Here is a 24,699-nt window from a genome sequence, read left to right as displayed (position 1 = left end):
CCATGTCACAGACATCCCACCCAGCAATCGCCTCCCACGTGCCCGCGGAACCCGACGGCCTTCTCGAAGAGCCCCAGCGGCGTTCCGGATGGTCGGCTCGCTTCACCACGCGACCGGTACGCGCGCTCAGGCAGCTGGGCCGGACCGCCGGCCGGGCGGTGCGGGATCGGCCCGCCGAGCGGCGGGCCGCGGTGCCCGGGGCGGTACCCCGCCCTCCCGAACCGCCCGGGCGATCCGCGCGACCGGTGCCCTACGCGCGGTCCGCGCCTCCCGTGCGACCGGCGCCGCCGAGGCGGCCCGAGCCCCTGCCGCGGAGGTCATGGCCGGGTGGTTTCAAGGACCGGCTGACCTCGCCGATCCCGACGTTCCAGGAGCTGCTGGCGGTCGCCTGGCACGGCACGCTCCGGCCCGGCGTCGGGGACGAGGACCGCATCCCGGTCCACCGGGACGGGCTTCCCCCGGCGACGGGTACCGACGCGGTCGTCACCTGGGTGGGGCACGCGACGTACGTGGTGCAGATCGGCGGGCTGACCATCCTCACGGACCCGGTCTGGGCGAGGAAGATCGTCGGCATTCACCGGCCCCGGCTCACCCCGCCCGGCGTCGCGTGGGCGGACCTGCCCCGGATCGACGCCGTGGTGATCAGCCACAACCACTACGACCACCTGGACGCGCAGACCGTGCGGCGGCTGCCGCGCGCCACGCCCGTCCTCGTACCGGCGGGGCTCAGGTCCTGGTTCACCCGGCGCGGGTTCCGCGACGTCACCGAGCTCGACTGGTGGGAGAGCACCTGGGTGGGCGGCGTCCGCTTCGACTTCGTCCCCGCCCACCACTGGAGCCGCCGGTCGGCGTGGGACACCTGCAAGTCCCTCTGGGGTGGCTGGGTGATCGCCTCCGACGACCAGACGATCTACTTCGCCGGCGACACCGGGTACGGTGAGCGCTTCGCCCAGATCGGGGCCCGCTATCCGGGAGGCATCGACCTGGCCCTGATGCCGGTGGGGGCCTTCGAGCCCCGCTGGTTCATGAAGGCCGCGCACGTCGATCCCGCGCAGGCCGTACGGGCCTGCCAGGACGTGGGAGCCCGCCGGATGGCGACCATGCACTGGGGCACGTTCGTGCTGTCCGGGGAGTCGCTTCTCGCGCCGGTGGAGGAGGCCAGGATGGCCTGGGCGGAGGCCGGGCTGGACCGCGCCGACCTGTGGGACCTCGCCATCGGGGAGTCCCGCGTCCTGACGACCTGACGGCCTGATGTCCCACGTCCTGACGGCCGGCGGCCGGAAGGGCGGGCCGCCGGGCCGCGGACGCGCTCGTCCCGCGGCCCGGAAGGGCCTCCGCGCCGTCAGGGGCTGAGCGTCAGGGTGTGGGTGGCGGCCTTCTCGACGGAGTCCCTGCGGGCGAGCATGGGAACGGTCTCGCCGTCCGCCCACAGCGGCGCCTGGTCCCAGTAGTTGTCGTGGAACGCGTGGCCGGAGGCGCCGGTCAGGTTGATCCACCGGGATTTGTCCAGGTCCGCCAGGTCCACCACCATCCGCATGGACGGCAGCCAGTTCACCGCGTAGCCGTCCTGCGCGTCCCACCCGGCGGCGTTGACCGCGTCGTCGCTGCCGGACACCGGGAACGGGCCCCGGTTGAACAGCCACTCGATCGGGCCGATTCCCGAGGTGCCGAAGCTCTGGTGGACGAGCTCCAGGGAGTGCAGGTCGCCCCAGCGCCAGTCCTTGACGTTCGGGCCGAGCAGGTCGTTCAGCTCGTCGTAGGCCATCGCCATCGCCCGCCGCAGCATGTCGTCGCGGGTCTCGGCGCCCGGGGTGGCCGTGTCGTTCCAGAACGCGTCGTCCGGCCGGTCGAGCATGACCCGGACGACCTCGAACCAGCGGTCGCCGCCCTGGGACCTGGCGCCCTCGGGGAGATCGTCGTTGAAGGTCTCGACGAGCAGGTGCCGCCAGACGGCGTTGAAGTACATCGCGGGCCCGGACTCCGCGCCCTGCGTGCGATCCCACTCGCGCAGCAGCTCGCGGGCGTCCTTGGCGGGCCCGGCCATCTCGACGTCCAGCAGCTTGGGCACCAGGAACCGGGCGAGGCCGTTGTCGCTGTCCTGCTGCAACTCGCTCATCGCGGCCACGTCCATCTTGCCGCCGTCCTTCACCGCCTCGCGGAGGCGATCCAGGATGCGCTGGGAGCGGTATCCGTACGCCCAGTCCTTGGTGAGGGTGTACGGGTAGCGGGTGGGGTCGATGACCGCGTTGTTCGCGGTCACGATGTAGCCCTCCGGCGGGTTGTAGAGGCTGGGCAGCTCGTTGAAGGGGATCGTCGACTGCCAGGAGTACTCGCCGGTCCAGCCGGGCACCGGCCAGGTGCCGTCGCCGCGGGTCCGCACCGGGATCCGCCCGGGGGCCTGGTAGCCGATGTTGCCCGCGGTGTCGGCGTAGACCAGGTTCTGCGCGGGCACCTCGAACCTGGCGGCCGCGGCCCTGAACTGCTGCCAGTCCTGCGCGGTGTTCAGCGCGAAGATCGCGTCAGCGGTCCGGCCCGGCTCCAGGGCCGTCCACTTGAGCGCGACCGCGTCGGCCTGCTCCTTGAAGGCCGCGTCCATGCCCGGAAGCGTGTTCCTCACGTTCTCCAGGACGTCGGAGATGATCGGCCCGTGCATGGTGTCGCGCACCTTGAGCCGTACGTCGGCGCCGCCGGCCACCTTGATCGTCTCGGTCCTGGTGGTCAGCGGCTTCCAGTCGCCCATGAACAGGTACGAGTCGTTCTTGACCCGTTCCATATAGAGGTCGGCGACGTCCGGGCCCAGGTTGGTGAAGCCCCAAGCGATCTTGTCGTTGCGGCCGATGACCACGCCCGGCACGCCGGAGAAGGTGAACCCGGTGACGTCGAACGGGCACTCGGCGCTCTTGACGCGGCAGTGCAGCCCGGCCTGGTACCAGACCGAGGGCATGCCCGGCCCCAGGTGGGGGTCGTTGGAGAGCAGCGGTTTGCCCGACGCGGTGTGCTCGCCGCCGACCACCCACGAGTTGGAGCCGATGCCGTGGCCGCCCGCGGGGTCGCCCATCAGGCTCGGCACCGCGCGGAGGGCCTCGGCCGCCCGGGTCAGCGCTCCCGTCGCCGGAGCCACCCCGGACTGCTCGGTGTCGACCTTCTTCGGCTCCTGGCCCTGGTCGAACCCGCGCTCGCCGACCGAGCCCCGGGTGACGATCGGCTGGTGGGTGCCGTACGGGTAACCGGGCCAGAGCTGCTCCACCCGGCCGCGCGGCAGCTTGCTCGCCGCGAGTGCCCGGCCGATCTCGTCGGCCATGTTGGAGCGCAGGTCCCAGGCCATCGCCTTGAGCCAGGCCAGCGAGTCGACCGGGGTCCACGGCTCGGGCCTGTAGTCCGGGCTGGTCGCCCGCAGCAGCACGTACTCCAGGCTCCTGTCGGCGAAGCCGTCGTTGCGCGCCATCCAGGCGTTCACCCCGCGGGCGTAGGCGTCCAGGTAGTGCCGGGTCTGCTCGCCGAGCAGCGGCAGCTCCTTCTCGGCCACCTTCCGCCAGCCCATGGTCCGGATGACTCTGTCCTCGGTCAGCGTCGCCGAGCCGAACATCTCCGACAGCCGCCCGGCGGTCACGTGGCGGCGGAAGTCCATCTCGAAGAAGCGGTCCTGGGCGTGCACGTAGCCCTGGGCCAGGAACAGGTCGTCGGGGGAGTCAGCGTAGATGTGCGGGATACCCGTCTTATCGCGATATACGGTGACTTTCCCCTTCAAGCCTCTCACCTTGAGTTCGCCGTCGAGCTGCGGGAACGACGCCCGCACGCTCCACACGCCCGCTCCGGCGAGTAGCAGCCCGAGCACCAGAAACACGGTGAGCACCCGTGCCAGCCACGTGAGCGGGCGGGGCATCCAGGCGTACGGGCGGAACCTCACAAAAACCTCCTAGGCGACAAGCTCCCGCAAGTGTGGCACCACCCCCGTGTCGTCGGCGCAGCCGTAATTGTGAAGATGCACGCATGAGACTTTCCACGGCCGACCTGGTCGACGCCCACGGCTCGGCGGTCGCGAGCTGCCCGACCCAGTTCCGCTCCTACGGCCCGAGTCCCCGGTTCGCCGGGCCGATCGCGACCGTCCGCTGCCTGGAGGACAACGCCCTCGTCAAGCGGGTCCTGGCCACCCCGGGCGAGGGCCGCGTGCTGGTCGTGGACGGCGCGGGATCCCTGCGCACCGCCCTGATGGGCGACGTCATCGCCGCCTCCGCCGTCTCGCACGGCTGGTCCGGCGTCGTCGTCAACGGCGCCGTCCGCGACACGGCCGCCCTCGCCGGACTGGACCTGGGGATCAAGGCCCTCGGCTCGAACCCGGCCAAGAGCGCCAAGGAGGGCGCCGGCGAGCTCGACGTGCCGGTCACCTTCGGGGAGGTCGTCTTCACCCCCGGCGCCTGGCTCTACAGCGACGAGGACGGCATCCTCGTCAGCCCCACCGAACTTTCCTGAGGGTCTTTCCACGACGTTGGTGGGCCCCTCCCTGACAAGGGGCCTTCCTCGGAACTTTCCCGAGGGTCTTTCCGCGACGTTGAGGGGCCCCTCCTGACCAGGGGCCTTTTCTCGTTCCCGAAAGAGTTCCCGCGCCTTCGGCGGGCCGCTCCGGCGGGGCCCGGTCCGACGGCCGGGCGTCAGACGTCAGATCGGGCCGATTCCCCAGTGGTGCACGGCGCGGTCGCCGGGGGCCAGCCGGATGACGTCCTCACCGGTGCGGAAGGCGTTCGGCGGGCAGGTCATCGGCTCCACCGCCAGCCCCTGGCGGCGGTGGCCCTCCGGCAGGGTGTCACCGGTGTAGAGCTGGAGCCACTCGACGCCCTCGCCCGCCCACAGCTCGACCCCGGTCCCGTCCGGGCCGGCCAGCGTGACCCGCACCCGCCCGTCGGCGCCGCGCTCCAGGCCGGTGAACGCGGTGTCGAGCTCCGTCCCGCCGATCGGGCGGGCGGTCCTGAAGTCGTACTCGGTGCCCTTGACGTCGTGGCGGCCGGTGGGGATCTTCCGGTCGTTCACCGCGATCCACTGCTCGGCGGGGAGCCCGAGCACGGCGTCGTCGAGGGCGCAGAGGGCGCCGAGGGACAGGTAGGGGTGGGCTCCGAAGCCGTACGGCGCGTCGCCGGCGCCGACGTTCTCCGCGCTCACCTCGACCTCCAGACCGGCGGCGCCCAGGGCGTACCGGATGGAGAGGTCGAGGACGTGCGGGTAGCCGAGCTGCGGGAACAGCCGCAGCCCCAGCCGGATCGAGGCGTCGTCATGGGACAGGACCCGCCAGGGGAACGAGCGGGAGAAGCCGTGGATCGCGTTGCCTGTCTTGGGCTCGCTCAGCGCGAGCTGCCGGTCCTCGCCGTCGAAGGTGTAGCGGCCGTCCTCGACCCTGTTCGGCCAGGGCAGCAGCGGCAGCCCCGCCCCGCCGAGCGGGGGCTGGTCTTCGGGGAAGTCGACGACGAGCGGCCTGCCGTCCAGGGTGAGGCTTCTGAGTCCTGCCCCGAGCTCGGTGATGACGGCCTGGAAACCGCCGGCCGCGATGGTGTGCTGGGCCCCGGTGGGCGCGATAGTTGTCATCCGGCAATTCAACACCTAACGCCCGGCGCTTCCCGTCCACACCGGCCCCCTACCCGCCCTCGGCCCCGCGCGTCACCCGCCCGCGCCACGGGCCTCCCGGACCTGGCACGTTCCCGCCGGCCCTACAGCACCGTCTCCAGGACCGTGGACCGCGCGGCGAAGCCGTTGGTCCGGTAGAAGCGGACGGCCGCCTCGTTGCTCGCGTAGGCGGTCACCCCGGCGTACCGGGCGCCGTGGTGGCGGGCCCACTGCCTGAACTCCTCCACCAGCCTGGTCCCGATCTTCCGGCCACGGTAGGACGGCTCGACGTACATGCTGCCGAGCGTCGCCACGGTGACCGGCCGCATCGCGGTGGGCCCGGACAGGGCCCCGGTCAGGTGGCCGACGATCCGGCCGCCGTCCTCGGCGACCATCACCAGGCGGTCCGGATCGTCCAGCGCGTCCACGAAACGGGCCCGCCCGTGCTCCTGGGGCCAGTTCACGTTCAGGGCGGGGTCACGGGTTCCGGCGTCCTCGGCGAACAGCGCGGAACTGCAGGCGACGATCCCGTCCACATCCGCGATCGTGCCGGGTCGTACGGCGACGACGATCTCACTCATGATCAGGACGCTATCGGTCGCGACCGACATTACGAGTGATCTGCTGCTTTCGTCCCTCCCGGCGGGGCGGCCGTCAGGCCCAGGTCTGGCCCTCCGGGGTGTCGGTGACCTTCACTCCGAGGGTGGCCAGCTCGTCGCGGAGGCGGTCGGAGGCGGCCCAGTCCCTGGCGTCGCGGGCCCGCGAGCGCCGCTCCAGCAGCTCGGCGGCGCCCTCGGGCAGGCTTCTCGGCCTGACCGTCCTGCCGATGTCGAGGGAGAGGTCCAGGGCGAGGACCTGGTCGAGGTGCAGGAACGCCTCGAAGCGGGAACCGGGGGAGATCGAGTCGTCGCGCTCCAGCTCGCGCAGGAGCCGCAGCGCCAGCGGGGTGTCGAGGTCGTCGTCGAAGGCGGCCTCGATCCGGGAGACCCGGTCGGCGGGCATCGGGCCGCTCGGCGACTCCGACCACTCGGCCACCTGGCCGCGCCAGCGCCGCAGGGTCTTGTCGGCGGCCCGCAGGGTGTCCCAGGTGAGGTTCATCTGCTGGCGGTAGCGGTGCTCCAGCAGCGCCAGCCGCACGGCCAGCGGGTCGAGGCCCGCGTCCGCCACGTCCTTGAGCAGGACCACGTTGCCGGTGGACTTCGACATCTTGCGCCCGTCGAAGAGCAGGTGCTCGCCGTGCACCCAGTGGCGCACCACCTCGTGCCCGGCGGTGGCGTCGGACTGGGCGCGCTCGTCCTCGTGGTGCGGGAAGCGCAGGTCGATCCCGCCGGTGTGCAGGTCGATGTGTTCGCCGAGGAACCGCAGCGACATGGCCGAGCACTCGATGTGCCAGCCGGGGAAGCCGCGGCCCCACGGGGTCTCCCAGGTCAGCCCCTGGTCCGAGGGCTTCCACAGCGCCCAGTCGGCGTGGAACCGCTTGCGCGGGTCGACGGCCTCGATCCGGTGGCCCGGCCTCAGCCGGTCGAGCCGGTTGCCGGAGATCTCCCCGTACGTCGGGAAGGAGGCGGCGTCGAAGAAGACCGAGCCGTCGGGCACCGCGTACGCGTTCCCCTTCTCGATCAGCTTGGCGATCATCTCGACCATCAGGTCGATCGTCTCGCTCGCCCGGGGCGAGTGCTCGGGCGGGCGGATGTTCAGCGCGGTCGTGTCCGCCACGAAGGCGTCCTCGTGGAACCGCGCGACCTCCAGGACGCTCCGCCCCTCGGCCCTGGCCTGGGCGAGCACCTTGTCCTCGCCCGAGGGGTCGATCGCGGTGTCGTCCACCAGGTGCCCGACGTCGGTGATGTTGCGGCAGGCCACCACCCGGACCCGCTGCCGCTCGCTGACCCGCCTGATCAGGTCCGACAGCAGGTAGGCCCGGAGGTTGCCCACGTGGGCCGACCGGTAGACGGTCGGGCCGCAGGTGTACATCCGCAGGGAGCGGGTCCCCTCGGGAACGATCCGCTCAACCCGGCGATTCCGCGTGTCATACAGGCTCAGCATGGGTCGAGCCTACGCAATCGTGTCCGAGCCCACGGTGCAGGAGCCCACACGGGCGCCACCCGGGCCCGGTCGTGTCCGGGCCCGGGACGTGACACTCAGCCCTCGAGGAAGGCGAGGATCTCGCGGTCGCCCCGGTCGCGCAGGCGGGCGATCACCTCCTCGCGGGTGCAGCCCTCCGGCAGGCCGATGCGGGCGCCGATCAGGCGGATGCCCTCGGCCTCCGACGCCACCGGCGCCGTGTAGCCGATCAGGTGCAGCGCCCGGTTCAGCGCGGGCAGGGCCGGCGAGGCCGCGGGCAGGTAGCGGGTGAGCAGCTCGCCGCCGTCGGAGACCGTGAGGAAGACGTGGTCGCCCTCGGAGGCGTTGGCGGCGATCAGGACGGGGCGGATGGACCCCATGGTCGGCTGGTTGTGCCAGCTGATCACCACGTCCCCCGACGGGGTGGAGGCGGTCAGCTGGCCGCCGGGGGCCATGCCCAGGTGCGCGGCGAAGCCGGTCGGCAGCGGGGAACCCGAGCCGCGCAGGTGCTCGGCGTTGACGTCCACCCGGTGCCACCAGCGCCCGTCGCGGCTGCGGAAGCAGCGCCGGGTCTCCGAGACGTCCCGCCGCGGCTGGTAGTCGGCCTGCTCGGCCCCGGCCACCCTGATCCAACCGCGCTGCGTGCGCTCGAAGCCGGGCCCGCCCGCGTACGCGCGGACCGAGCTCTCGCTCACGTCGTAGCGCCCGGTGAGGTTGGTGACGATCGTGTTGACCGACGCCTCGCCGTTGGACCGCTCGATCTCCCCGACGATCATCTCCCGGATGCCCAGATACTGCTCGCCGCCCCAGCGCGACAGCCCGTACTTGTTCCGGTCGACCCGCAGGAAGCGGTCGTCGGCGGTGAGCTGGTTGCGGATGCCGACGAGGCTGTAGTCCTCGCCGATGCGTTCCTGGATCTCCTCGGGCGTCAGCGGGCCGCCCGCCACCGCCAGCACGGCCTCGGCCTTGTCGTTGACGCTGCGCGGCCACGGGACCACGTGGTTCTCCAGCACCCGCAGCTGGGGCACCGCGATGAGCCAGCGCTCGGCCACGTCCTCGCGGATGCCGAGCTGGCTGGCCATTGTCACGGCCTCGTCCAGCGGGCGCGGCCCGTCGGTGAACAGCTGCCGGGTCTTCTCCCTGAGCTCGTCCGCCCCCCCGGCGACCAGCCAGCCGTCCACCTGCTCGTAGCCGGTCAGCAGGGTCCGTACGAACCGCCAGGAGGGGATGCCCAGCGTGGCCAGCTCGGTGCGGTGCCACGGCACGGCGGCGGCCAGGTCGTCGGCGGGCACGGCGGAGCCCAGCCGGCCCCGCAGCCACGACACGTGGGCGATCAGCGGCGCCGCGTCGTCCTTGGCGAGCCAGGCCTCGACGTGGTCGCGCAGGTCGCGCTCGATCTGCCGGATGCGCTCCCTGGTGACCGAGAACCGCTGGGCGAGGTCGTCGAGCGTGGCCCGCTGGGAGGCGTACAGCCGGTCCCTGGCGATGGCCCGCTGCCGCTCGTCCAGCGTGGCGAAGACCTCGTCGATCAGCTCGGGCAGCGGCCGGTCGGGCCGGGAGGGGCGGATCCTGGCGACGCTCTCCTCGGTGACCGGTTCGAGCAGTCGCTCGAGCACCCCGGTGAACAGCTTGTGCACCACCTCGCGGCCGAGCCCTTCGGGCGTGCGGACGCTCGCGGCGGGGTCGGCGAACCTGAGCAGGGGGAGGACGTCACCGAGCATCAGGTGACCCCAGCACGCCAGGGCGAGGTCGGTCAGGCGACCGGCGACCTCGGACGTCCCGATGGTCGAGCAGGCGGTGTCGAGCGGAAGCGCCTGCCACCACGCCTCGGGGAGGCGGGGGTCGGTCGCGATCGGCGCTACCTGGCCGGGAGAGGTCCAGCGCAAGGGTGGCGCGATGTCGCTCAGGCTGAGGTTCATTGAGGTCCAACCGGCAAAGGGGAATATATCCGCAGTTCAGACTATGTGGTCAGGTAGGAAGGAAGGGACTGGCCCGCCCGTAATGAGAAACGTAGAGGAGTTCCCTCGCCCGGGTGCAGGCCACGTAGAGCAGGCCGCGTTCCCGCTGGAGATCGTGTGCCCTGGCGGCGGGATCCTCGCCGACCGGGGTCAGGGAGTCGGGGTCGGGCACGATCCCGTCGGTCACGCCGATCACCGCGACCCGCCGGAACTCCAGCCCCTTCATGGCGTGCAGTGTCGTCACCCGTACCCCCAGATCACGCAGAGCGGCCCGTGCGTCACGCACGAGGCCGGCGGTCCTGGCGGCCACCGCTATCTCCTCGGGCGTCACACCCTCATTCACCCACTGTCCCACCTGTGCCACCAGACCCGTCAGCTCATCCTGCGGTGAATCGTAAGCGCGGACCATCGGCCGGAGCCCGTGCCGGGTGCCCCTGAAGCCGTAAAGCTCCTGCACACCATTGACGAGCCCGTCGGCGGGACCGCCCCCGCGCAACCGGACCCCCCAGGACAGGATCTCCCTGGGAAGCCGGTACGACACCCGCAGGCGCTGCTGGATCGCGTCGATCCCGACGGCGCCGAGCGTCACCCGCGTGTCGAAGATGCGCTGGTGGGGGTCGCCCACGATGAACATGTCGTCGCGGGCGTGCGGCACCGCCGCCCGCAGCAGCCGCCACTGCGCCGGGTGCAGGTCCTGGGCCTCGTCCACCACGATGTGCCGGTACGGCTCCCGCGCCGGCTCCGTCTCCTCCAGCAGGTCCCCGGTCGTCTGGCCGAGCAGCGTCGACGCCTCGGAGGCCAGCTGCAGCAGGGTCCGCTTGCCGCGCTCGCGCAGCTGCCCGGTGACATGCTCGACGGCCTTCCACACGGAGGCGCGCTCCCCGGCCACCAGCTCGACGCTGCGGCCCGGGCGGGGGGCGTCCAGGTACTCGTCCAGGGTCCGCAGGTTCTGTGCCAGGACGACCTGCTCCCACTCGCGCAGCAGGAACGCCGGGCTGTGACCGGTCTCGGTCTCCTCCCAGAGCGCGGTCAGCTCGGCGGCGCCGACCAGGGCGGGCGGGCGGCCCTCGGCCTCGGCGACGATGCGGTGGGCCAGCCGGTCCACGTTGCCGACCTCGATCCGCTTGCGGATCACCTCGTCCTCGATCAGCTGGTCGAGCCTGGCCGCGAGCTCGGCGCTCAGCCCCTGGGAGAAGGTGACGAGCAGGATCTGCCCGCTTGCGCGCCCGGCCAGGTAGGCCGCCCTGTGCAGGGCGACGAGCGTCTTGCCGGTGCCCGCGCCGCCGGTGACCAGCGTCGGCTGCTGGTAGGACTCCCAGTACGCCAGCCGGTGCTGCGGCGGGTGCAGGAACACGCACCAGCCCGGCGCGTCGAGCACGCGGTTCAGCTCGCGCGCGTCGTCGGTGAAGACGGCGCGGTCCGGGCTGCGCAGGAGCGCGGCACCGAAGTCCTCGGGATTGATCGGCTCGGGGTCCGCGGCGACGGCGCGGCAGTTCTCCAGCTCCCGCCAGGCCCCGGCCATCGACTCGCCCCTGGCGAGCGCCGCCAGCGGCTCGTACTGCGTCGGGGGCAGCAGCGGTTCGAGCGCCTCCAGGGTGAGCTGGTCGGTGATCTGCCTGACCAGCGGCAGGAACCGGCCGTCGACCCCCAGCTCGGCCAGGTCGCTGTCGCAGAAGTCGGAGAACAGCCGCGTCGCGGACGCCTCGGCCGCCCTGCGCACCGCGGGCCGCACCCGGTCCAGCGCCTCGGCGTCCCACATCTCGACCACGCCCAGCGCCGTGTTGACGCCGAACCGGTAGCGCTGCGCGTACGCCCACGCCTCCGCGTCCGGCAGCACGGTCAGCAGCCAGTAGACGTCCCGCTGCTTGACCACGACGCCCCGGTGCCGGTCGGCCAGCCTCAGGGTCGCCACCCGGGGGTCCCTCGCCCCCCTGACCCGCTCGGGGTGCGGAGCGCCCGCCACGTTCTGCAGGAACCTGCGCGCCGAGACCACGACGTCCCGGCGCACCGGCTGGGCCAGGGCGCCGAGTTCGACGGGGAAGTCCGGGGAGATGGCGAGGCGGGGCATGGGTCAGGCCAACAGTGACAGGAGATCGCGGTCCCCGCGTTCTCGCAGGCGGGTGAGGAGTTCGGGGGTGGCCACGGGTCCCGTCATGCCGACCCGGGTGGCGATCACCCGCCCGGCCTGCTCGGGGGTGCCGCCCGTCGCGGTGTAGCCGACGAGCCGCAGTGCCCGCGCCGTCGCCTCCACCTCCTCGCCCGCGGCCGGCAGGTGCCTGGCCCGCAGCACGCCCTCGTCCGACAGGGTGAGGAACAGGTGGCTGCCCTCCTTGGCGCCCACGTCCTCCAGGAGCGTCATGAGCGACTCCAGCACGGGCCTGTCCTGCCAGCTGAGAATCAGTTCCCCGACCGCGCTGCTGACCGTACGGCCGTCACCGGGCGACATCCCGAGGTAGGCGGCGAACCCGCTGGGCAGCGGGCACTCGGCGCCGCCGAGGTGTTCCCGGGTGACGTCGATCCTCAGCCACCAGCGGCCGTCCGGCTGCCGGAAGCAGCGCCTGGTCAGCGAGACGTCCTTCAGCGGGCGGAACGGCGCCTTCCTCGGCTCCTGCCCGGGGTTCCCGCCGTTCGCCCCGCCGATCCCGCCGGCCCCGCCGCTCAGGTCGCCGGGCTTCTCCGCGGTCAGGGCCGGGGCGCCGTTCGAGCGCTGGGGAGGCCGCTCGCCCGCGCCGAGGATCCGGAGCTGCGGGACGTTCTCCAGCCACTCCTTGGACACCTCGGGGTGGATGCCCAGCGAGGAGACCATGTCGAGGGCCTTGTTGATGGTGAGCGGCGGCTTGGCGCCACTGATCATGTCGCGGGTGCGGTGGCGCAGCTCGGTGATGTCGCCCTCCACCAGCCACTCGTCGACCAGGTGGTAGCCGGGGAGGGTGGCCAGCACGAACTGCCAGGCCGGTACGTCGAGGGAGTGCAGCTCCTGGGTGTGCCAGGGGGCCGCGTTGATCAGCCGCTCCCTGGGCGCGGCCTTGCCGAGGATCCCCTTCACCTCCTCCAGGTGCTCCCGGTACGGGGCGGCCTCGTCGGAGGCGGTCCACTCGTCGAGCTCCCGGCGCAGGTCGGCCTCGATGTCGCCGATGACCTCCGGGGACACCGCGAAGAGCTTGGCCAGCGCCTCCACGGTCGCCGGGGCGTCGCTGAACAGCCTGTTCTGCGCCACCGCCCAGCGCTTGTCCTCCACGTTGGCGAAGACGCCGTCCACCAGCGCGTGCAGGCTCTTCGGCGCGGGCAGCACCGGCGGCCGCGCGGCTCCGTCGTCCTCGAGGTCTTCCGCGTCCTCGCGGCCCTCGGCGTGCTCTTGGTCTTCCGCGTGCTCGTGGTCCTCGTGGGTCTCCACGACCGGCTCGGGGACGTCCTCCGCCTCGGGGGCGTCGGCGGGTCCGGGGTCGTCCTCGCGGCCGTCCCCGGATTCGGCCGCGGGCCCGGCGACGGGCTCGGCCTCGGAGACGTCCTCCGCTTCCGCGGTCCCGGCGACGGCTCCGGCGGGGCCGGCCGCGGAGACGGCCTCCGTCTCCGCGGGTCCGCCCTCTGCGGCGAACCCGGCCTCGGCGGCCCTCACGTCCTCGGGGGCGGACGCGAACCGCTCTTCCCCCGCGGAGGTGCTCGACGGCTGATTCCTCCTCGCCGAGGCGGGCTGGAAGAGCGACCCGGGGGCCTCCTGGGGGCCGGCGTCCGGATCCACCGTGCGACGGGCCTCGGGCACCGGCAGGGCGTCGCGCTCCCGGGGGGGCTTGCGCTTCGGCAGGGCCACGGGCTCGGCGAGGGACTCCGGCTCCGGCGCGTTCCCGGGGCGGGGGGCCGCCGCGACGGGCGGAGCGTCCTGATCCGGGAGGTCCCCGGCGGCGGGCGTGGGGGAGGCCACCGGCTCGGGGGAGGACTCGGAGGACTCACGCGGGGAGACGGGCGTCCGGGCGGCTCCGGCGGTGGGCGCCGCCGGGACCGGGACCGCGTGGGTGGGGGCCGCCAGGCGCGTGAAGACCGCCGTGAAGAGGGCGTGCAGCAGTGGTACCGGCTGGATGAACGGCTGGTCGCGCAGGTCGTGGCCGGTCAGTGCGAGAAGGCCCGGCCAGGACCCGGCCCGGTCGAGGGCGATGGCCGTGTAGGGCTCGTCCGCGTCGTCCGGGTCCAGGACGTGCAGAGCGGGGAGCACGTCACCCACGGCGGCGGCCGGCCAGTGGTTCAGGGCGACCGAGGCGAGGATGTCGGCCAGCCTCTCCGGGCCCAGCACGGCGAGCACGCGGGCCATCGGCAGGCTCCGCCACCAAGCGTCCGGTAGGTCGGGCTGTTCGCGCAGAAGTGGGATCGTGGCCGCGTCGCTCCAGCGCAGCGGCGGCACGAGGTCACTCAGACAGAAGTTCATCCGTTCCCTTCACCAGCCCCTCAAGCCGCCCGAGTCACTCCATGTGGCCGGGGAACGAGACTCATGGAACAGACCATAGTCTGGCAAATCGCCGCGGCACATTGGGTCGGTTCAGCGGCGTACGGCCGCAAACCTCAGTCGCACGTAGTCGGCCATCCAACCGCTCTCCCGCCGGAGGGCGGGGGCCGCCAGCTCGTTCACCCGGCGGAGCAGCGGGTCGACCATCTCCGCGGGCACCTCCTTGAGCAGCGAACCCGCGAACATCCGGACCCAGTCGGCCGCCCCGCCGGGGCACTCGTCGAGCGGGGTCGGCCGGTCGAAGTATTCCAGCAGGCGGACGGTGAAGCCGCCCTTCTCCAGCCTTGTGGCGTACTCGGCGGGGGTGGGGAAGTACCACGGCAGGTCGGGCTCGCGCAGCCCGTACTCCCGCCAGGCGGTGGACAGCGCCGCCGTCAGCGCGGCGCAGTTGCCCGCGCCGCCCATCTCGGCCACGAACCGCCCGCCCGGGGCGAGGGCCTCGCGGACACTGGTGATCACCGCGTCCGGCTCCCGGCCCATCCAGTGCAGGGCGGCGTTGGAGAAGACCGCGTCGTACGGCTGGGCCACCGTGAAGTCGCGGCCGTCGCCGACGATGAAGTCCAGCCCCGGATACTGGGCCAGGGCCTTCTCGATCATCGCCTGCGAGCCGTCGATCCCCAGGACGCGGGCGCCCCGGGAGGTGATCTCGGCCGTCAGCATCCCGGTGCCGCAGCCGAGATCCACGATGCGCTCCCCCGGTTGCGGGTCGAGAAGCTCGACCAGGGGGGCGCCGTGCGCTGAAACGTACCCAAAGCTGCTGTCATAGGCGCGAGCGCTCCACCTCATCGAGCTCGGGGTGTCGTATCGCAAGACGATCAGCTCACATTCTGAGACACGAGGCCTCTGTCGGCCTCTCCAGACACTTTAGAGCCTCTGGGAAGTCACGACATATCAGTCTCGGCAGCCTCAGGTTCATCTCACCTTCTTGACCCATTCGCGCTGAAGGTAGGCCCTGGCCCTGTCGATCTCCGGGATGGAGAGGATCACGGGCTTCGCACTGGTCGCGGGCAGTTTCGCGGCCAGCTCACGGTCAAGGGTGCCGCGCATCTGCAGGGCCTCCATCCTGGCCGGGCGGGCATAGCCCTTCAGGAACAGGTTCTGACCCTTGTCGGAGAACAGGAACTCCTGCCAGAGCCGGGCCGCGGCCGGGTGCGGGGCCTTCTTGTTGATGGCCTGGACGTAGTACGAGCCGAGCACGGCGTCACCGGGAATCGCGACCTTCCATGCCTTGTCGACGGCGGCCCGCTCGGCGTTGTGGTAGTCCCAGTCGACGAGCACCGAGGCCGCCTTGGGCGTGGCCGCGAGATTGCCCTCGCCCTTGAGGCGGTGGAAGAACTCCACGCCCCGCTCGGCCCTCGCCTCGCCGCCCCGCAGGGAGGCGGCCATCACCCCGTTGAAGGCCGCGGACACCTCTCGGGGGTCGCCGGGCAGCGCGACGCTGTGTCCCGGTTTGAGCAGGTCGGAGAAGGACGCGGGGGCCGCGACCTTGTTCGGGTCGTAGCCGATGGACATGTAGCCGCCGTACCCGGCGTACCAGAGGCCCCTGTGGTCCTTCAGGCGGTCGGGGATGTCCTGCCAGCCCTGGACCCTGTACGGGGCGAAGAGGGCGGACTTGGCCGCGGCGACGTCCATGCTCAGGTCGAACACGTCCGGCTTGAGCGTGGCCGCGGCCGCGATCTCCCTCGCGCTGCTGGCGTCCGGCTCCAGCTGGTTGACCCTGATCCCGTACTCCTCGGAGAAGGTGTCGATGATCTCGCCGTAGTTCACCCAGCCGCGCGGCAGCGCGATCACCGTGAGAGCCCCCTCCTTCCTGGCCGCCTCGACGAGGCGCTCCATTGTCGAGAAGCCCTCCTTCAGGGAGGCGGCCTGCGCGTTGAGAGGCGGGAATTGGACGTTCTGAGGAGCCGGGGCGCCACATCCGGCGATCGTGGCCGTGAGGATCACGGCGGCTGCGGCGCTGGTACGTACGGTCACGAACGGAATACTCTCCGCTGTCATTCGTCTGGTCGAGCAGGCGCGGCCCTTATTGGCTAACGGCTTACACGTGTCTTGGCGAGTGGCTTACCCGGCGGGGTCCGGCCGTCGTCCGCACGCGCCGCGGGGACGCCGCGGGGGACTCCGCCGATGTCCGAGAGCCGGTGCCCGATATCCGGTGCCCGAGGTCGGACGGGTGAGCCGCTCCGTTCACGCGGGTGGGTGCGGGGACTCCGGGCCGTTCACGCGCGGGCGCGGGGTCCGCGGAGATTCCGGGACGACCTTCGCCGCGGCGAGCGTCTCCTCGTCGATTTCCACCAGGACGCCGTTTCGCCTGCGGACGCCGAGCACGCCGTCGCGCCAGAACTCCAGCTCACCCACCGCGTCGCGGAACCCTTCAGGAACCCGTCTCCGAGTGGTGACTCTTTTGCCCACGTCGGAAGGGGTTATGGTGATGTTCAGGTGAGCGCTGAAACCAAGGGCCATCGGCTTTTGCCCCCTCCCGTTTCAGACACATGGCAGGCACGGCAATACTAGGGCGTAGCAACTCGCGGTCGAAGTCGTGCCTAGGTGCGTAAAGAAGAAGGAGCCCGAGGTGACCTACGTCATCGCGCAGCCTTGCGTGGACGTCCTGGACAAGGCGTGCATCGAGGAGTGCCCCGTCGATTGCATCTACGAGGGTGAGCGGATGCTCTACATCCACCCCGACGAATGCGTTGACTGCGGCGCGTGCGAACCCGTCTGTCCGGTGGAGGCCATCTTCTACGAGGACGACCTGCCCGAGCAGTGGAAGGACTTCTACAAGGCGAACGTGGACTTCTTCGAGGACCTGGGGTCGCCCGGCGGCGCCTCCAAGGTCGGCAAGATCGAGAAGGACCACCCGGTCGTCGCGGCCCTGCCTCCGCAGGCCGAGAGCCACTAGAAGCGGTGCCGGAGGGGGGCGGCCATGACGGCCGCCCGCCTCCGGTCCCGCCTTCGGCAGACCCGCCCCAGCGAAGGACGACGGCTGATCACCATGAACGCCATTCCCGACCCGTCAGAGGCCACGAGCGTCCCGGCGAGGTTCCGATGAACGGTCTGCCGGACTTCCCGTGGGACCGGCTCACGCCGCTGAAGGAGCTCGCGGCGTCGCACGCCGACGGGATCGTCGACCTGTCGGTGGGCACTCCCGTCGACCCGGTGCCCGCCGTCGTGCGGCAGGCCCTCGCGGACGCCTCGGACAGCCCCGGATACCCGCTGACGTACGGCACCGAGCGCCTTCGCTCGGCCGCCGCCGGATGGCTGCGACGCAGGCACGGCGTGATCCTCGACCAGGCGAACGTGCTGCCGCTGATCGGTTCCAAGGAGTTCGTGGCCTGGCTGCCGACGCTGCTCGGCGCCGGTCCGGGGCAGCGGGTGGTCCTCCCCGAGCTGGCCTACCCCACCTACGACGTGGGGGCGCGCCTCGCGGGCGCCGAGCCGTACGCCACCGACGGGCTGCTCACGCTCGGGCCCGAGCGGGTGCCGCTGGTCTGGGTGAACTCCCCGTCCAACCCGACCGGCAGGGTCCTGCCCGCCGAGCACCTGCGCAAGGTCGTCTCGTGGGCGCGCGAGCACGGCGCGGTCGTGGCCTCCGACGAGTGCTACATCGAGCTGGGCTGGGAGGAGCGGCCGGTCTCGATCCTGCACCCGGACGTCTGCGGCGGCTCGCACGAGGGCCTGCTCGCGGTGCACTCGCTGTCCAAGCGCTCCAACCTGGCCGGTTACCGGGCCGGGTTCGTCGCGGGCGACCCCGCGCTGGTCAAGCGGCTGCTGGAGATACGCAAGCACGCGGGGATGATCATGCCCGCGCCGGTCCAGGCGGCGATGGCCGTGGCGCTGGACGACGACGAGCACGCCGAGGAGCAGCGGGCCCGCTACGCCGCCCGCCGCGCGGCGCTGCGTCCCGCCCTGGAGGCGGCCGGCTGGAAGATCGAGCACTCCACCGCGGGCCTGTACCTGTGGGCGTCCAACGGGGCGGGCTGCTGGGACCAGGTCCGCGCGCTGGCCGGCAGGGGAATCCTCGTCGCGCCCGGCGACTTCTACGGCACCGCGGGCGACCGGCACATCAGGATCGCCGTGACGGCCGGTGACGAACGCATCAGTGCGGCGGTGCGCCGCCTCCAGTAGGATCGCGCGGCATGACCACCGAGGTCGCCGTGATACTCGGATTGAGTGTGGCCACGCTCGTCCTGCTGCTCGGCGCGTTCTTCGCGACGACGCGCCAGGACAGGAAGGCCGGCGATTCCGAGCGTTCCGGCGAGACCCCCCTCCTCTCGGTTGAGGCCGCGCAGCCGCAGGCCCAACCGTCCATGGGCCGTGTCGGCATCGACTACCCCGACCCTCGCACGATCAAGGTCGGTGACACGATCGACTGTCAGGGGGTGCGCAGCCGCGTCCTCGGCGCCCTGTACCTGTCATGGCAGGGCAGCCAGTGGACCGAGTACCTCCTCGACGACGGCACCCGGCGCTACCAGTGGCTGTCGATCCAGATGCGCGACGGCCTGGGCGGTGAACCGCCGCACCTGGAGGTGCTGCTGTGGACGCCGGTGCCCACCGAGGGCATGATCCCCGCCAAGGCCACGCTGAGTGTCGAGGGGGTCGACTTCTTCCCCGTCGACCGGGGCACCGCGGCCTTCCGCGGGGAGGGCGTCACCTCGATGCCCGAGCGGGGCCTGCTCGACTTCGCCGACTACCGGGCCGCCGACGGCCGTCTGCTCAGCTTCGAACGCCTCCAGGGCAAGCGCTGGAGCTCCTCCCACGCCCAGCCCCTCGCCCCCGGCACGATCAGGATCGAGAAGAAGCAGGGCGGGCAGGGCGGCTAGGAGAGCCGGACCTTCCTGGCGGAGGATCCCGGCTCGGCCTTCCAGCCGTCGTGGCCCTTCGCGGAGACCCACGACTGGCCGTCGTAGCGGATCCTGGACAGCCCGAACGTCTTGGCGTGCGCGATCGACCAGGCGGCCACCAGCCAGCCGCGCCTGCGCGAGGGGGCCTCGAAGGCGTCCCCCGGTCCCAGGGCCCTGGCGAGCCCGCGCTCGGCCCCCCGCTCGTCGGGGAGAGGGGTCTTGCCCGCCGGGGCGGGGAACCAGCAGTGCACGGCCTTGGGCACGCGCCCGGTGAACCCCGCGGCGAGGATCTTCCCGTCGTCCTCGTGCTGGGCGTACGCCGACCCGTCGGCCGAGCGCTGCACCTCCTGGGCCGCCTCGTGTAGCGGCATCCTCCGGTAACCCTTCACCTTCACCAGCGCGGCGAAGAACTTCCCCGAGGCGTAGACGGGATCGACGAGCTGCTCGGGCCTGCCCCAGCCCTGGGAGGGGCGCTGCTGGAACACGCCGACCGAGTCGCGGTCGCCGCCCGTCAGGTTCTCCAGCTTGGACTCCTGCATGGCGGTGGCGTAGGCGATCACCACGGCCCGCTCGGGCAGTTTCCTGCGGGCCGCCACGGCCGCGATGACCGCCGCCACCTTGGCCTGTTCGAGATCCAGCTCCAGCGAGCCCTCCGGTGTCGTGATCTTGCATCCCTCGCCGAGGTCGACGAGCGGTGTCACCCGCCTGAGCAAGGTGAAGAGACCCACGGTGATGGCCACCGCGAGCACGGTCACGATCACGATGATCGCGATGACCCCTTTTGAGAAGCGCCGTCGCACGGTCAAGAACCTACAGGCCCCCAGCGATTGCGCGGTCTGATAGAACCCCGCGAACATAGGCTCCGGGCCATGACCCAGAGCGATGCCAGCCCGTTGCCCGCGGCCGTCGACGAGCTGTGGTGGCGCAGGGCCGAGCTGAGTCCCGCCGACGCCGAGGCCCGTGCCGTCGTGGTGAGCGCGGTGGACATGCTCGACAGCGGCAAGGCCAGGGTGGCCGAGGTCTCCCGCACCGGCGAGGTGGTCGTGGACGAGCGCGCCCGGCGGGCCGTCATGCTCGCGTTCCGGGTGCTCGGCATGGCCAGGTCCCAGGTGGGCGACTTCCACCACCACGACCGCGTCCCGCTGAAGACCTCCGTCGAGGGGGTGCGCGTCGTGCCGGGGGCGATCGCCCGCTGGGGCTCCTACCTGGCGCCGGGCGTCGTGCTGATGCCCTCGTTCGTCGACATCGGCGCCCACGTGGACGAGGGCAGCACGGTCGGCACGTGGGTCTCGATCGGCGCGGGCGCCCAGATCGGCAGGAACGTCCGCCTGTCCGGGGGAGCCGGTGTCGGTGAGACCGGTGGCCAGGACGGCGCGGAGGACCCCCGCGCCACCGGGGAGCCGCCGGGGACGGTGCCCGTGGTCGTCGAGGACGGCGCGCTGATCGGCGGCGGGGCCGTGATCGTCGACGGGGCCCGCGTGGGCCGGGGCGCCGTGGTCGGCGCCGGGACGGTCCTGTCGGGCTCGACCCCGGTCGTCGACGTGCGGACGGGTGAGGAACTGGGCCGCGGGCGCGTCCCCGACTGGTGCGTGGCGACCGGAGGCACCCGGTGGCGCGAGTTTCCCGGCGGCGGCTTCGGCCTGCGCTGCGTCCTGGTGCTCGAACGTCTGGAGGAGGGCCACCGGCCCGGCAGGGCCGAACTCGACCGCCTCCTGCACGGGTGACCGCCTCCCGCGCGAGCGGGGCCGGGGCGGGCCGGATCCCGCCGGGGCGCGGAAGGCTTCTCGCGGAGCCCGACTCGGCCGGATCCCGTACGAGCACATTCCCGTACGAGTACTAGGGTCGCGGGCATGAGTACGCGTCTGGACCTCACACAGGATGTCGGGGAGCTCACCGCCGGGATCGTGGACGTCGAGTCGGTCAGCGGCGGCGAGAAGGCCCTGGCCGACGCCGTGGAGGAGGCGCTGCGGCCGCTCCGGCACCTGACCGTCGAGCGCGACGGGGAGTCGATCGTGGCCCGCACCCACCTGGGCCGCGGCGAGCGGGTGGTGATCGCCGGACACCTCGACACCGTCCCCGTCGTCGGCAACCTGCCCAGCCGGGTCGAGGGCGACCGGTTGTACGGCTGCGGCACCTCGGACATGAAGGCCGGCGTCGCGGTCGCCCTGAAACTGGCGGCAGGCCTTCCCGAGCCCAGCAGGGACGTGACCTACGTCTTCTACGACTGCGAGGAGATCGAGGCCGAGCGCAACGGTCTGCTCCGGCTCAGCCGCAGGCACCCGGACTGGCTCGCGGGTGACTTCGCGGTGCTCATGGAGCCCACCGACGGCGTGATCGAGGGCGGTTGCCAGGGCACGCTCAGGGCCCAGATCGTCACCCGGGGCAAGCGGTCGCACAGCGCCAGGTCCTGGCTCGGGGTCAACGCCATCCACGCGGCCCAGCCGGTGCTCGCGATCCTGAACGCCTACCGGGCCAGGCTTCCCGTCGTGGACGGGCTGGAGTACCACGAGGGCCTGAACGCGGTGGGCATCGGCGGCGGCGTCGCGGGCAACGTGATCCCCGACGAGTGCGTGGTGACCGTGAACTACCGCTTCGCCCCCGACCTGTCGCTGGACGAGGCACGCGCCCACGTGAGCGAGGTGTTCGAGGGGTACGAGGTCCGCTTCACCGACGCCGCCGCCGCGGCGCGGCCCGGCCTGACCCATCCGGTGGCGGCGGCCTTCGTCGAGGCCGTCGGCGGCACGCCGCGCGCCAAGCTCGGCTGGACCGACGTCTCGCTCTTCTCCGGCCTGGGCGTGCCCGCGGTCAACTACGGTCCCGGAGATCCGAATCTGGCGCACCAGAAGGACGAGTTCGTCTCGTTGAGGAAGATCGCCGACTGCGAGCGCGGAATGCTCGGCTGGCTGTCCTGAGGGAGGCCGGGGCCCTCGGGGCCGGTGCGCCGTTCGCGAGATCCCCGGTGTGCGGGACCCGGGAGGGGCCGGTACAAATGAAAGTGGCTTTCCTCGCCGGCCATTTGGCGGGGAAAGCCACTTTCAGTCCCGAGCAGCACCCTCGTGCAGTTAGACGCACCCTGTTCAAAGTCCGGTTCCATGTTTTCATGGAGATTTTTCAAGATTTTTCTGGGACGGCGCTACGGTGACCCGCATGAAGAAAACACGTCCGGAACGTCGTCAGGGAGCCGCGGTGGTTCGCGGCGATCTCGTCTCCGACTCCACCCACGACCAGCGACTCCTCGATCGGAGGGGGCCGGCCGACTGGCTGCACATGGATCCGTGGCGGGTGCTGCGCATCCAGGCCGAGTTCGTCGAGGGCTTCGGCCAGCTCGCCGAGCTGCCCCAGGCGGTGACCGTCTTCGGGTCCGCGCGCACCCCCGTGGACAGCCCCGAGTACGAGATGGGGGTCCAGCTCGGCCGGAAGCTGTCCGAGGCGGGCTACGCCGTGATCACCGGTGGCGGCCCCGGCTGCATGGAGGCCGCCAACAAGGGGGCCGTGGAGGCGGAAGGCGTCTCGGTGGGCCTGGGCATCGAGCTGCCCTTCGAGCAGAGCATGAACGAGTACGTCGACCTCGGCATCGAGTTCCGCTACTTCTTCGTCCGAAAGACCATGTTCGTGAAGTACTCCTGCGGATTCGTCACGCTGCCCGGCGGTTTCGGCACCATGGACGAGCTTTTCGAGGCGCTCACCCTGGTCCAGACCCAGAAGGTCACCTCCTTCCCGGTGGTGCTCATGGGAACGGAGTTCTGGGGCGGCCTGCTCGACTGGATCAAGAACACCCTCATGGGGACGGGAAAGATCTCTCCGGCGGATGTCGATCTCATTCACGTCACCGACGACGTGGACGAGGCGGTCCGGATCATCGTCGAGGCCGACAACAACAGGGGCGGGCGGCTGGAGGACGAGCGGAAGGCGGCCATGACCACGGTCGGCGACGCCGAATAAGGTCGGCACGTGTTCATTTGTGTATTCCTCGCATCGAGTCAGAAGATCGACAAGAAGTATCTGGAACTCGCGGAGCAGGTCGGCTCCGAGCTCGCCGGCAGGGGGCACGCCCTGGTGAGCGGCGGGGCCAGGGTCTCCTGCATGGGCGCCGTGGCCCGCGCGGCCCGCGCGGGCGGCGCCCGCACCGTCGGGGTGATCCCCCAGGCGCTGGTGGACGTCGAGCTCGCGGACGAGGACGCCGACGAGCTGGTGGTCACCACCGACATGCGCGAGCGCAAAGGGGTGATGGACGCCCGCTCCGACGCCTTCCTGGTGCTGCCCGGGGGCATCGGGACGCTGGAGGAGCTGTTCGAGATCTGGACGTCCCGCACGCTCGGCCTGCACGACAAGCCGCTGGTGGTCCTCGATCCCTGGGGGATCTACGCGCCGCTGCGGGAGCTGGTCAAGGGCATGGACGAGGCGGGCTTCACCCGCCCGAACGTCTTCGACGCCATCTCCTGGACCACCACGGTCGACGAGGCGTTCCGGCTGCTGGAGAAGTCGACCAGGCACCTGGAGCCGAGCCCGGAGGAGCTAGGCGAGGCCACGGCGGGTTAGCGCGGGCGGACGCCGTCCGGCGAGGGAGTCGGTCATCTCGACCGCGAGCCGCACCTGGTCGACGCGTTCCGTACGGAAGACCCGGGCGCCGGCCCAGGCGCAGATCGAGGCCGCGGTGAGTTCCGCGGCCTCGGCGTCCCGCTCTCCCGCGACGGCGGTTCCGGCGTCCCCGCTGTTGCCGCTGTGCTCGACGTTCCCGGCGGACGGGGCGGGTTCGGCGGCGGCCAGCCGGGCGGGGGTGACGACCACGGTGTGCCCGGCACGGACGAGCTCCTCGACCTCCCCGATCGAGCGGGCCTCGACCCAGCCGGGTTCGTCCCGGTCACCGGGCCCGAGCACGAGGAACGTCATGATCCGATCCTAGGCCAGTGGAGATGTGGCACGATTCGTATGTGCTGGTCGTATTAGCTTTCGCTGCCGTAGCCGTCATCGCCGGTGTCACGGTGGTCGCCATGGGCCGGGGAGGCGAGCTGAGTGAGTTCGCGCCCGACGTGCCCCCGCTGAACCTGCCCCAGGCGGGTCAGCTCGGCGCGGTCGACTTCATGGCCCTCCAGCTTCCGGTGAGCCTCGTCGGATACAACACGCAGAGCGTGGACGAGACCCTGAACCGGGTCGCCGGGGCCCTGAGCGAGCGTGACACCAGGATCGCCGTGCTGGAGCAGCGGGTGTCGGAACTGCTCGCCGGCAGGCTCCAGGCCCGCCACGAGCTCAACCCCGGCTCCCAGCCCCCTCAGCGCGGGCTCGAGGCGCCGTACGAGCTTTCCGCAGGGGACGGCTTCGGGGCGGCCGAGGAGCTGTCCAACGGGTCGCCGGCCGGGCGCGAGCCCGAGGGGTCCGGTGAGCCCTCCGGGCCGGAGAAGGCTCCCAAGGACCCTGAGGCCCCCGGGGCGGCCGAAGGAGGCACGTCGTCCGGTGTGTCGCGGTTCGCCAGGCCCTCCGAGCCGGAGGAACCGTCCGAGCCGGAGAAGCTTTCCGAGACCCCTGAGATCGCTGAGGCCCCCGGGACGACCGAGGCCGCCGGGCCGTCCGGCAGGTCGCGGTTCGCCAGGCCGGCCGAACCGTCCGAGACGTCCTCGGTGCCGGATTCGCCGTCATCGCCCTCTTCCGGGACTTCCGGGACTTCGGATTCCGGGACCTCGGACTCGAAGGAGTCGTCTCCCGGTTCCGTCGGCCTTCGTACGGGGGAGCGGCAGGAGACGGAGGACCCGCGGTGACC

At 71.8% G+C, this 24,699-nt stretch carries 22 protein-coding genes; 10 read left to right on the top strand and 12 right to left on the bottom strand.

The window, feature by feature from the left end:
• Window positions 1-2 precede the first annotated feature (2 nt).
• Entirely contained in the window at window positions 3-1,244 is a 1,242-nt protein-coding gene (locus ACVCAG_RS26735; RefSeq protein WP_440085555.1) for an MBL fold metallo-hydrolase, read from the top strand.
• 98 nt (window positions 1,245-1,342) lie between these two features.
• On the opposite strand, the gene ACVCAG_RS26730 is transcribed toward ACVCAG_RS26735, so the two are convergent.
• A complete protein-coding gene (locus tag ACVCAG_RS26730) occupies window positions 1,343-3,883 on the bottom strand; it encodes a penicillin acylase family protein (RefSeq protein ID WP_440085648.1) in 2,541 nt (846 codons plus the stop codon).
• Window positions 3,884-3,990: 107 nt separating this feature from the next.
• On the opposite strand from ACVCAG_RS26730, the gene rraA reads away from it, so the two are divergent.
• Complete coding sequence (gene rraA / locus ACVCAG_RS26725; RefSeq protein ID WP_440085554.1) at window positions 3,991-4,470, top strand: ribonuclease E activity regulator RraA; 480 nt, start codon at window positions 3,991-3,993, stop codon at window positions 4,468-4,470.
• A gap of 186 nt (window positions 4,471-4,656) precedes the next feature.
• Here the strand turns inward: rraA and ACVCAG_RS26720 are convergent, their stop codons facing one another.
• The 9 genes from ACVCAG_RS26720 to ACVCAG_RS26680 form a co-directional block, all read right to left on the bottom strand.
• Window positions 4,657-5,574, bottom strand: a complete 918-nt coding sequence (locus ACVCAG_RS26720) for an aldose 1-epimerase family protein (protein ID WP_440085553.1) — start codon at window positions 5,572-5,574, stop codon at window positions 4,657-4,659.
• 122 nt (window positions 5,575-5,696) lie between these two features.
• Window positions 5,697-6,173, bottom strand: coding sequence for a GNAT family N-acetyltransferase (locus ACVCAG_RS26715; RefSeq protein WP_440085552.1), 477 nt, complete (start codon window positions 6,171-6,173; stop codon window positions 5,697-5,699).
• 73 nt (window positions 6,174-6,246) lie between these two features.
• Window positions 6,247-7,635 carry a cysteine--tRNA ligase gene (gene cysS / locus ACVCAG_RS26710; protein WP_440085551.1) on the bottom strand — a complete coding sequence of 463 codons (1,389 nt, stop codon included), beginning with the start codon at window positions 7,633-7,635 and terminating at the stop codon, window positions 6,247-6,249.
• A 95-nt stretch (window positions 7,636-7,730) separates the two neighbouring features.
• Window positions 7,731-9,572, bottom strand: a complete 1,842-nt coding sequence (locus ACVCAG_RS26705) for a sigma factor-like helix-turn-helix DNA-binding protein (protein ID WP_447190483.1) — start codon at window positions 9,570-9,572, stop codon at window positions 7,731-7,733.
• 49 nt (window positions 9,573-9,621) lie between these two features.
• Entirely contained in the window at window positions 9,622-11,679 is a 2,058-nt protein-coding gene (locus ACVCAG_RS26700) for a UvrD-helicase domain-containing protein (RefSeq protein WP_440085549.1), read from the bottom strand.
• 3 nt (window positions 11,680-11,682) lie between these two features.
• A complete protein-coding gene (locus ACVCAG_RS26695) occupies window positions 11,683-14,028 on the bottom strand; it encodes a hypothetical protein (RefSeq protein WP_440085548.1) in 2,346 nt (781 codons plus the stop codon).
• Window positions 14,029-14,139: 111 nt separating this feature from the next.
• Complete coding sequence (locus ACVCAG_RS26690; protein ID WP_440085547.1) at window positions 14,140-14,892, bottom strand: methyltransferase domain-containing protein; 753 nt, start codon at window positions 14,890-14,892, stop codon at window positions 14,140-14,142.
• A gap of 126 nt (window positions 14,893-15,018) precedes the next feature.
• Entirely contained in the window at window positions 15,019-16,080 is a 1,062-nt protein-coding gene (locus ACVCAG_RS26685) for an ABC transporter substrate-binding protein (RefSeq protein WP_440085546.1), read from the bottom strand.
• Window positions 16,081-16,290: 210 nt separating this feature from the next.
• Entirely contained in the window at window positions 16,291-16,566 is a 276-nt protein-coding gene (locus ACVCAG_RS26680) for a putative acetyltransferase (protein ID WP_440085545.1), read from the bottom strand.
• Window positions 16,567-16,675: 109 nt separating this feature from the next.
• Here ACVCAG_RS26680 and fdxA point away from each other — a divergent pair, with 109 nt between their 5' ends.
• The 3 genes from fdxA (at window position 16,676) to ACVCAG_RS26665 (ending at window position 18,923) form a co-directional block, all read left to right on the top strand.
• Window positions 16,676-17,002 (top strand): ferredoxin, encoded by a 327-nt coding sequence (gene fdxA, locus ACVCAG_RS26675; RefSeq protein WP_344902423.1) that lies wholly within the window; start codon window positions 16,676-16,678, stop codon window positions 17,000-17,002.
• 146 nt (window positions 17,003-17,148) lie between these two features.
• Complete coding sequence (gene dapC, locus ACVCAG_RS26670) at window positions 17,149-18,228, top strand: succinyldiaminopimelate transaminase (RefSeq protein ID WP_440085544.1); 1,080 nt, start codon at window positions 17,149-17,151, stop codon at window positions 18,226-18,228.
• An 11-nt stretch (window positions 18,229-18,239) separates the two neighbouring features.
• Window positions 18,240-18,923 carry a DUF4178 domain-containing protein gene (locus ACVCAG_RS26665; protein WP_440085543.1) on the top strand — a complete coding sequence of 228 codons (684 nt, stop codon included), beginning with the start codon at window positions 18,240-18,242 and terminating at the stop codon, window positions 18,921-18,923.
• Here ACVCAG_RS26665 and ACVCAG_RS26660 read toward each other — a convergent pair.
• Window positions 18,920-19,744, bottom strand: a complete 825-nt coding sequence (locus ACVCAG_RS26660; RefSeq protein ID WP_440085542.1) for a hypothetical protein — start codon at window positions 19,742-19,744, stop codon at window positions 18,920-18,922. The genes ACVCAG_RS26665 and ACVCAG_RS26660 overlap by 4 nt on opposite strands.
• A 69-nt stretch (window positions 19,745-19,813) precedes the next feature.
• On the opposite strand from ACVCAG_RS26660, the gene ACVCAG_RS26655 reads away from it, so the two are divergent.
• The 4 genes from ACVCAG_RS26655 to ACVCAG_RS26640 all read left to right on the top strand — a co-directional run bounded on the left by ACVCAG_RS26655 (window position 19,814) and on the right by ACVCAG_RS26640 (window position 23,483).
• A complete protein-coding gene (locus ACVCAG_RS26655; protein ID WP_440085541.1) occupies window positions 19,814-20,668 on the top strand; it encodes a 2,3,4,5-tetrahydropyridine-2,6-dicarboxylate N-succinyltransferase in 855 nt (284 codons plus the stop codon).
• 126 nt (window positions 20,669-20,794) lie between these two features.
• The gene (gene dapE, locus ACVCAG_RS26650) at window positions 20,795-21,856 is read left to right on the top strand and encodes a succinyl-diaminopimelate desuccinylase (RefSeq protein ID WP_440085540.1); all 1,062 of its coding nucleotides are present in this window, start codon (window positions 20,795-20,797) and stop codon (window positions 21,854-21,856) included.
• Window positions 21,857-22,091: 235 nt separating this feature from the next.
• Window positions 22,092-22,886 (top strand): TIGR00730 family Rossman fold protein, encoded by a 795-nt coding sequence (locus ACVCAG_RS26645; RefSeq protein ID WP_440085539.1) that lies wholly within the window; start codon window positions 22,092-22,094, stop codon window positions 22,884-22,886.
• Window positions 22,887-22,895: 9 nt separating this feature from the next.
• A complete protein-coding gene (locus ACVCAG_RS26640; protein ID WP_440085538.1) occupies window positions 22,896-23,483 on the top strand; it encodes a TIGR00730 family Rossman fold protein in 588 nt (195 codons plus the stop codon).
• On the opposite strand, the gene ACVCAG_RS26635 is transcribed toward ACVCAG_RS26640, so the two are convergent.
• Window positions 23,460-23,834 (bottom strand): hypothetical protein, encoded by a 375-nt coding sequence (locus ACVCAG_RS26635; protein ID WP_440085537.1) that lies wholly within the window; start codon window positions 23,832-23,834, stop codon window positions 23,460-23,462. The two genes, ACVCAG_RS26640 and ACVCAG_RS26635, sit on opposite strands and share 24 nt — an antisense overlap.
• Before the next feature lie 23 nt (window positions 23,835-23,857).
• Between ACVCAG_RS26635 and ACVCAG_RS26630 the strand changes: the two genes are divergently transcribed.
• On the top strand, window positions 23,858-24,697 hold the full coding sequence (locus tag ACVCAG_RS26630) for a hypothetical protein (RefSeq protein WP_440085536.1): 840 nt from the start codon (window positions 23,858-23,860) through the stop codon (window positions 24,695-24,697).
• Window positions 24,698-24,699 lie beyond the last annotated feature (2 nt).

Source organism: Streptosporangium sp. G12 (genome assembly GCF_052983175.1).
The sequence above is the reverse complement of the archived record's forward strand: the minus strand, read 5'-3'. Positions and strand labels throughout refer to the sequence as shown.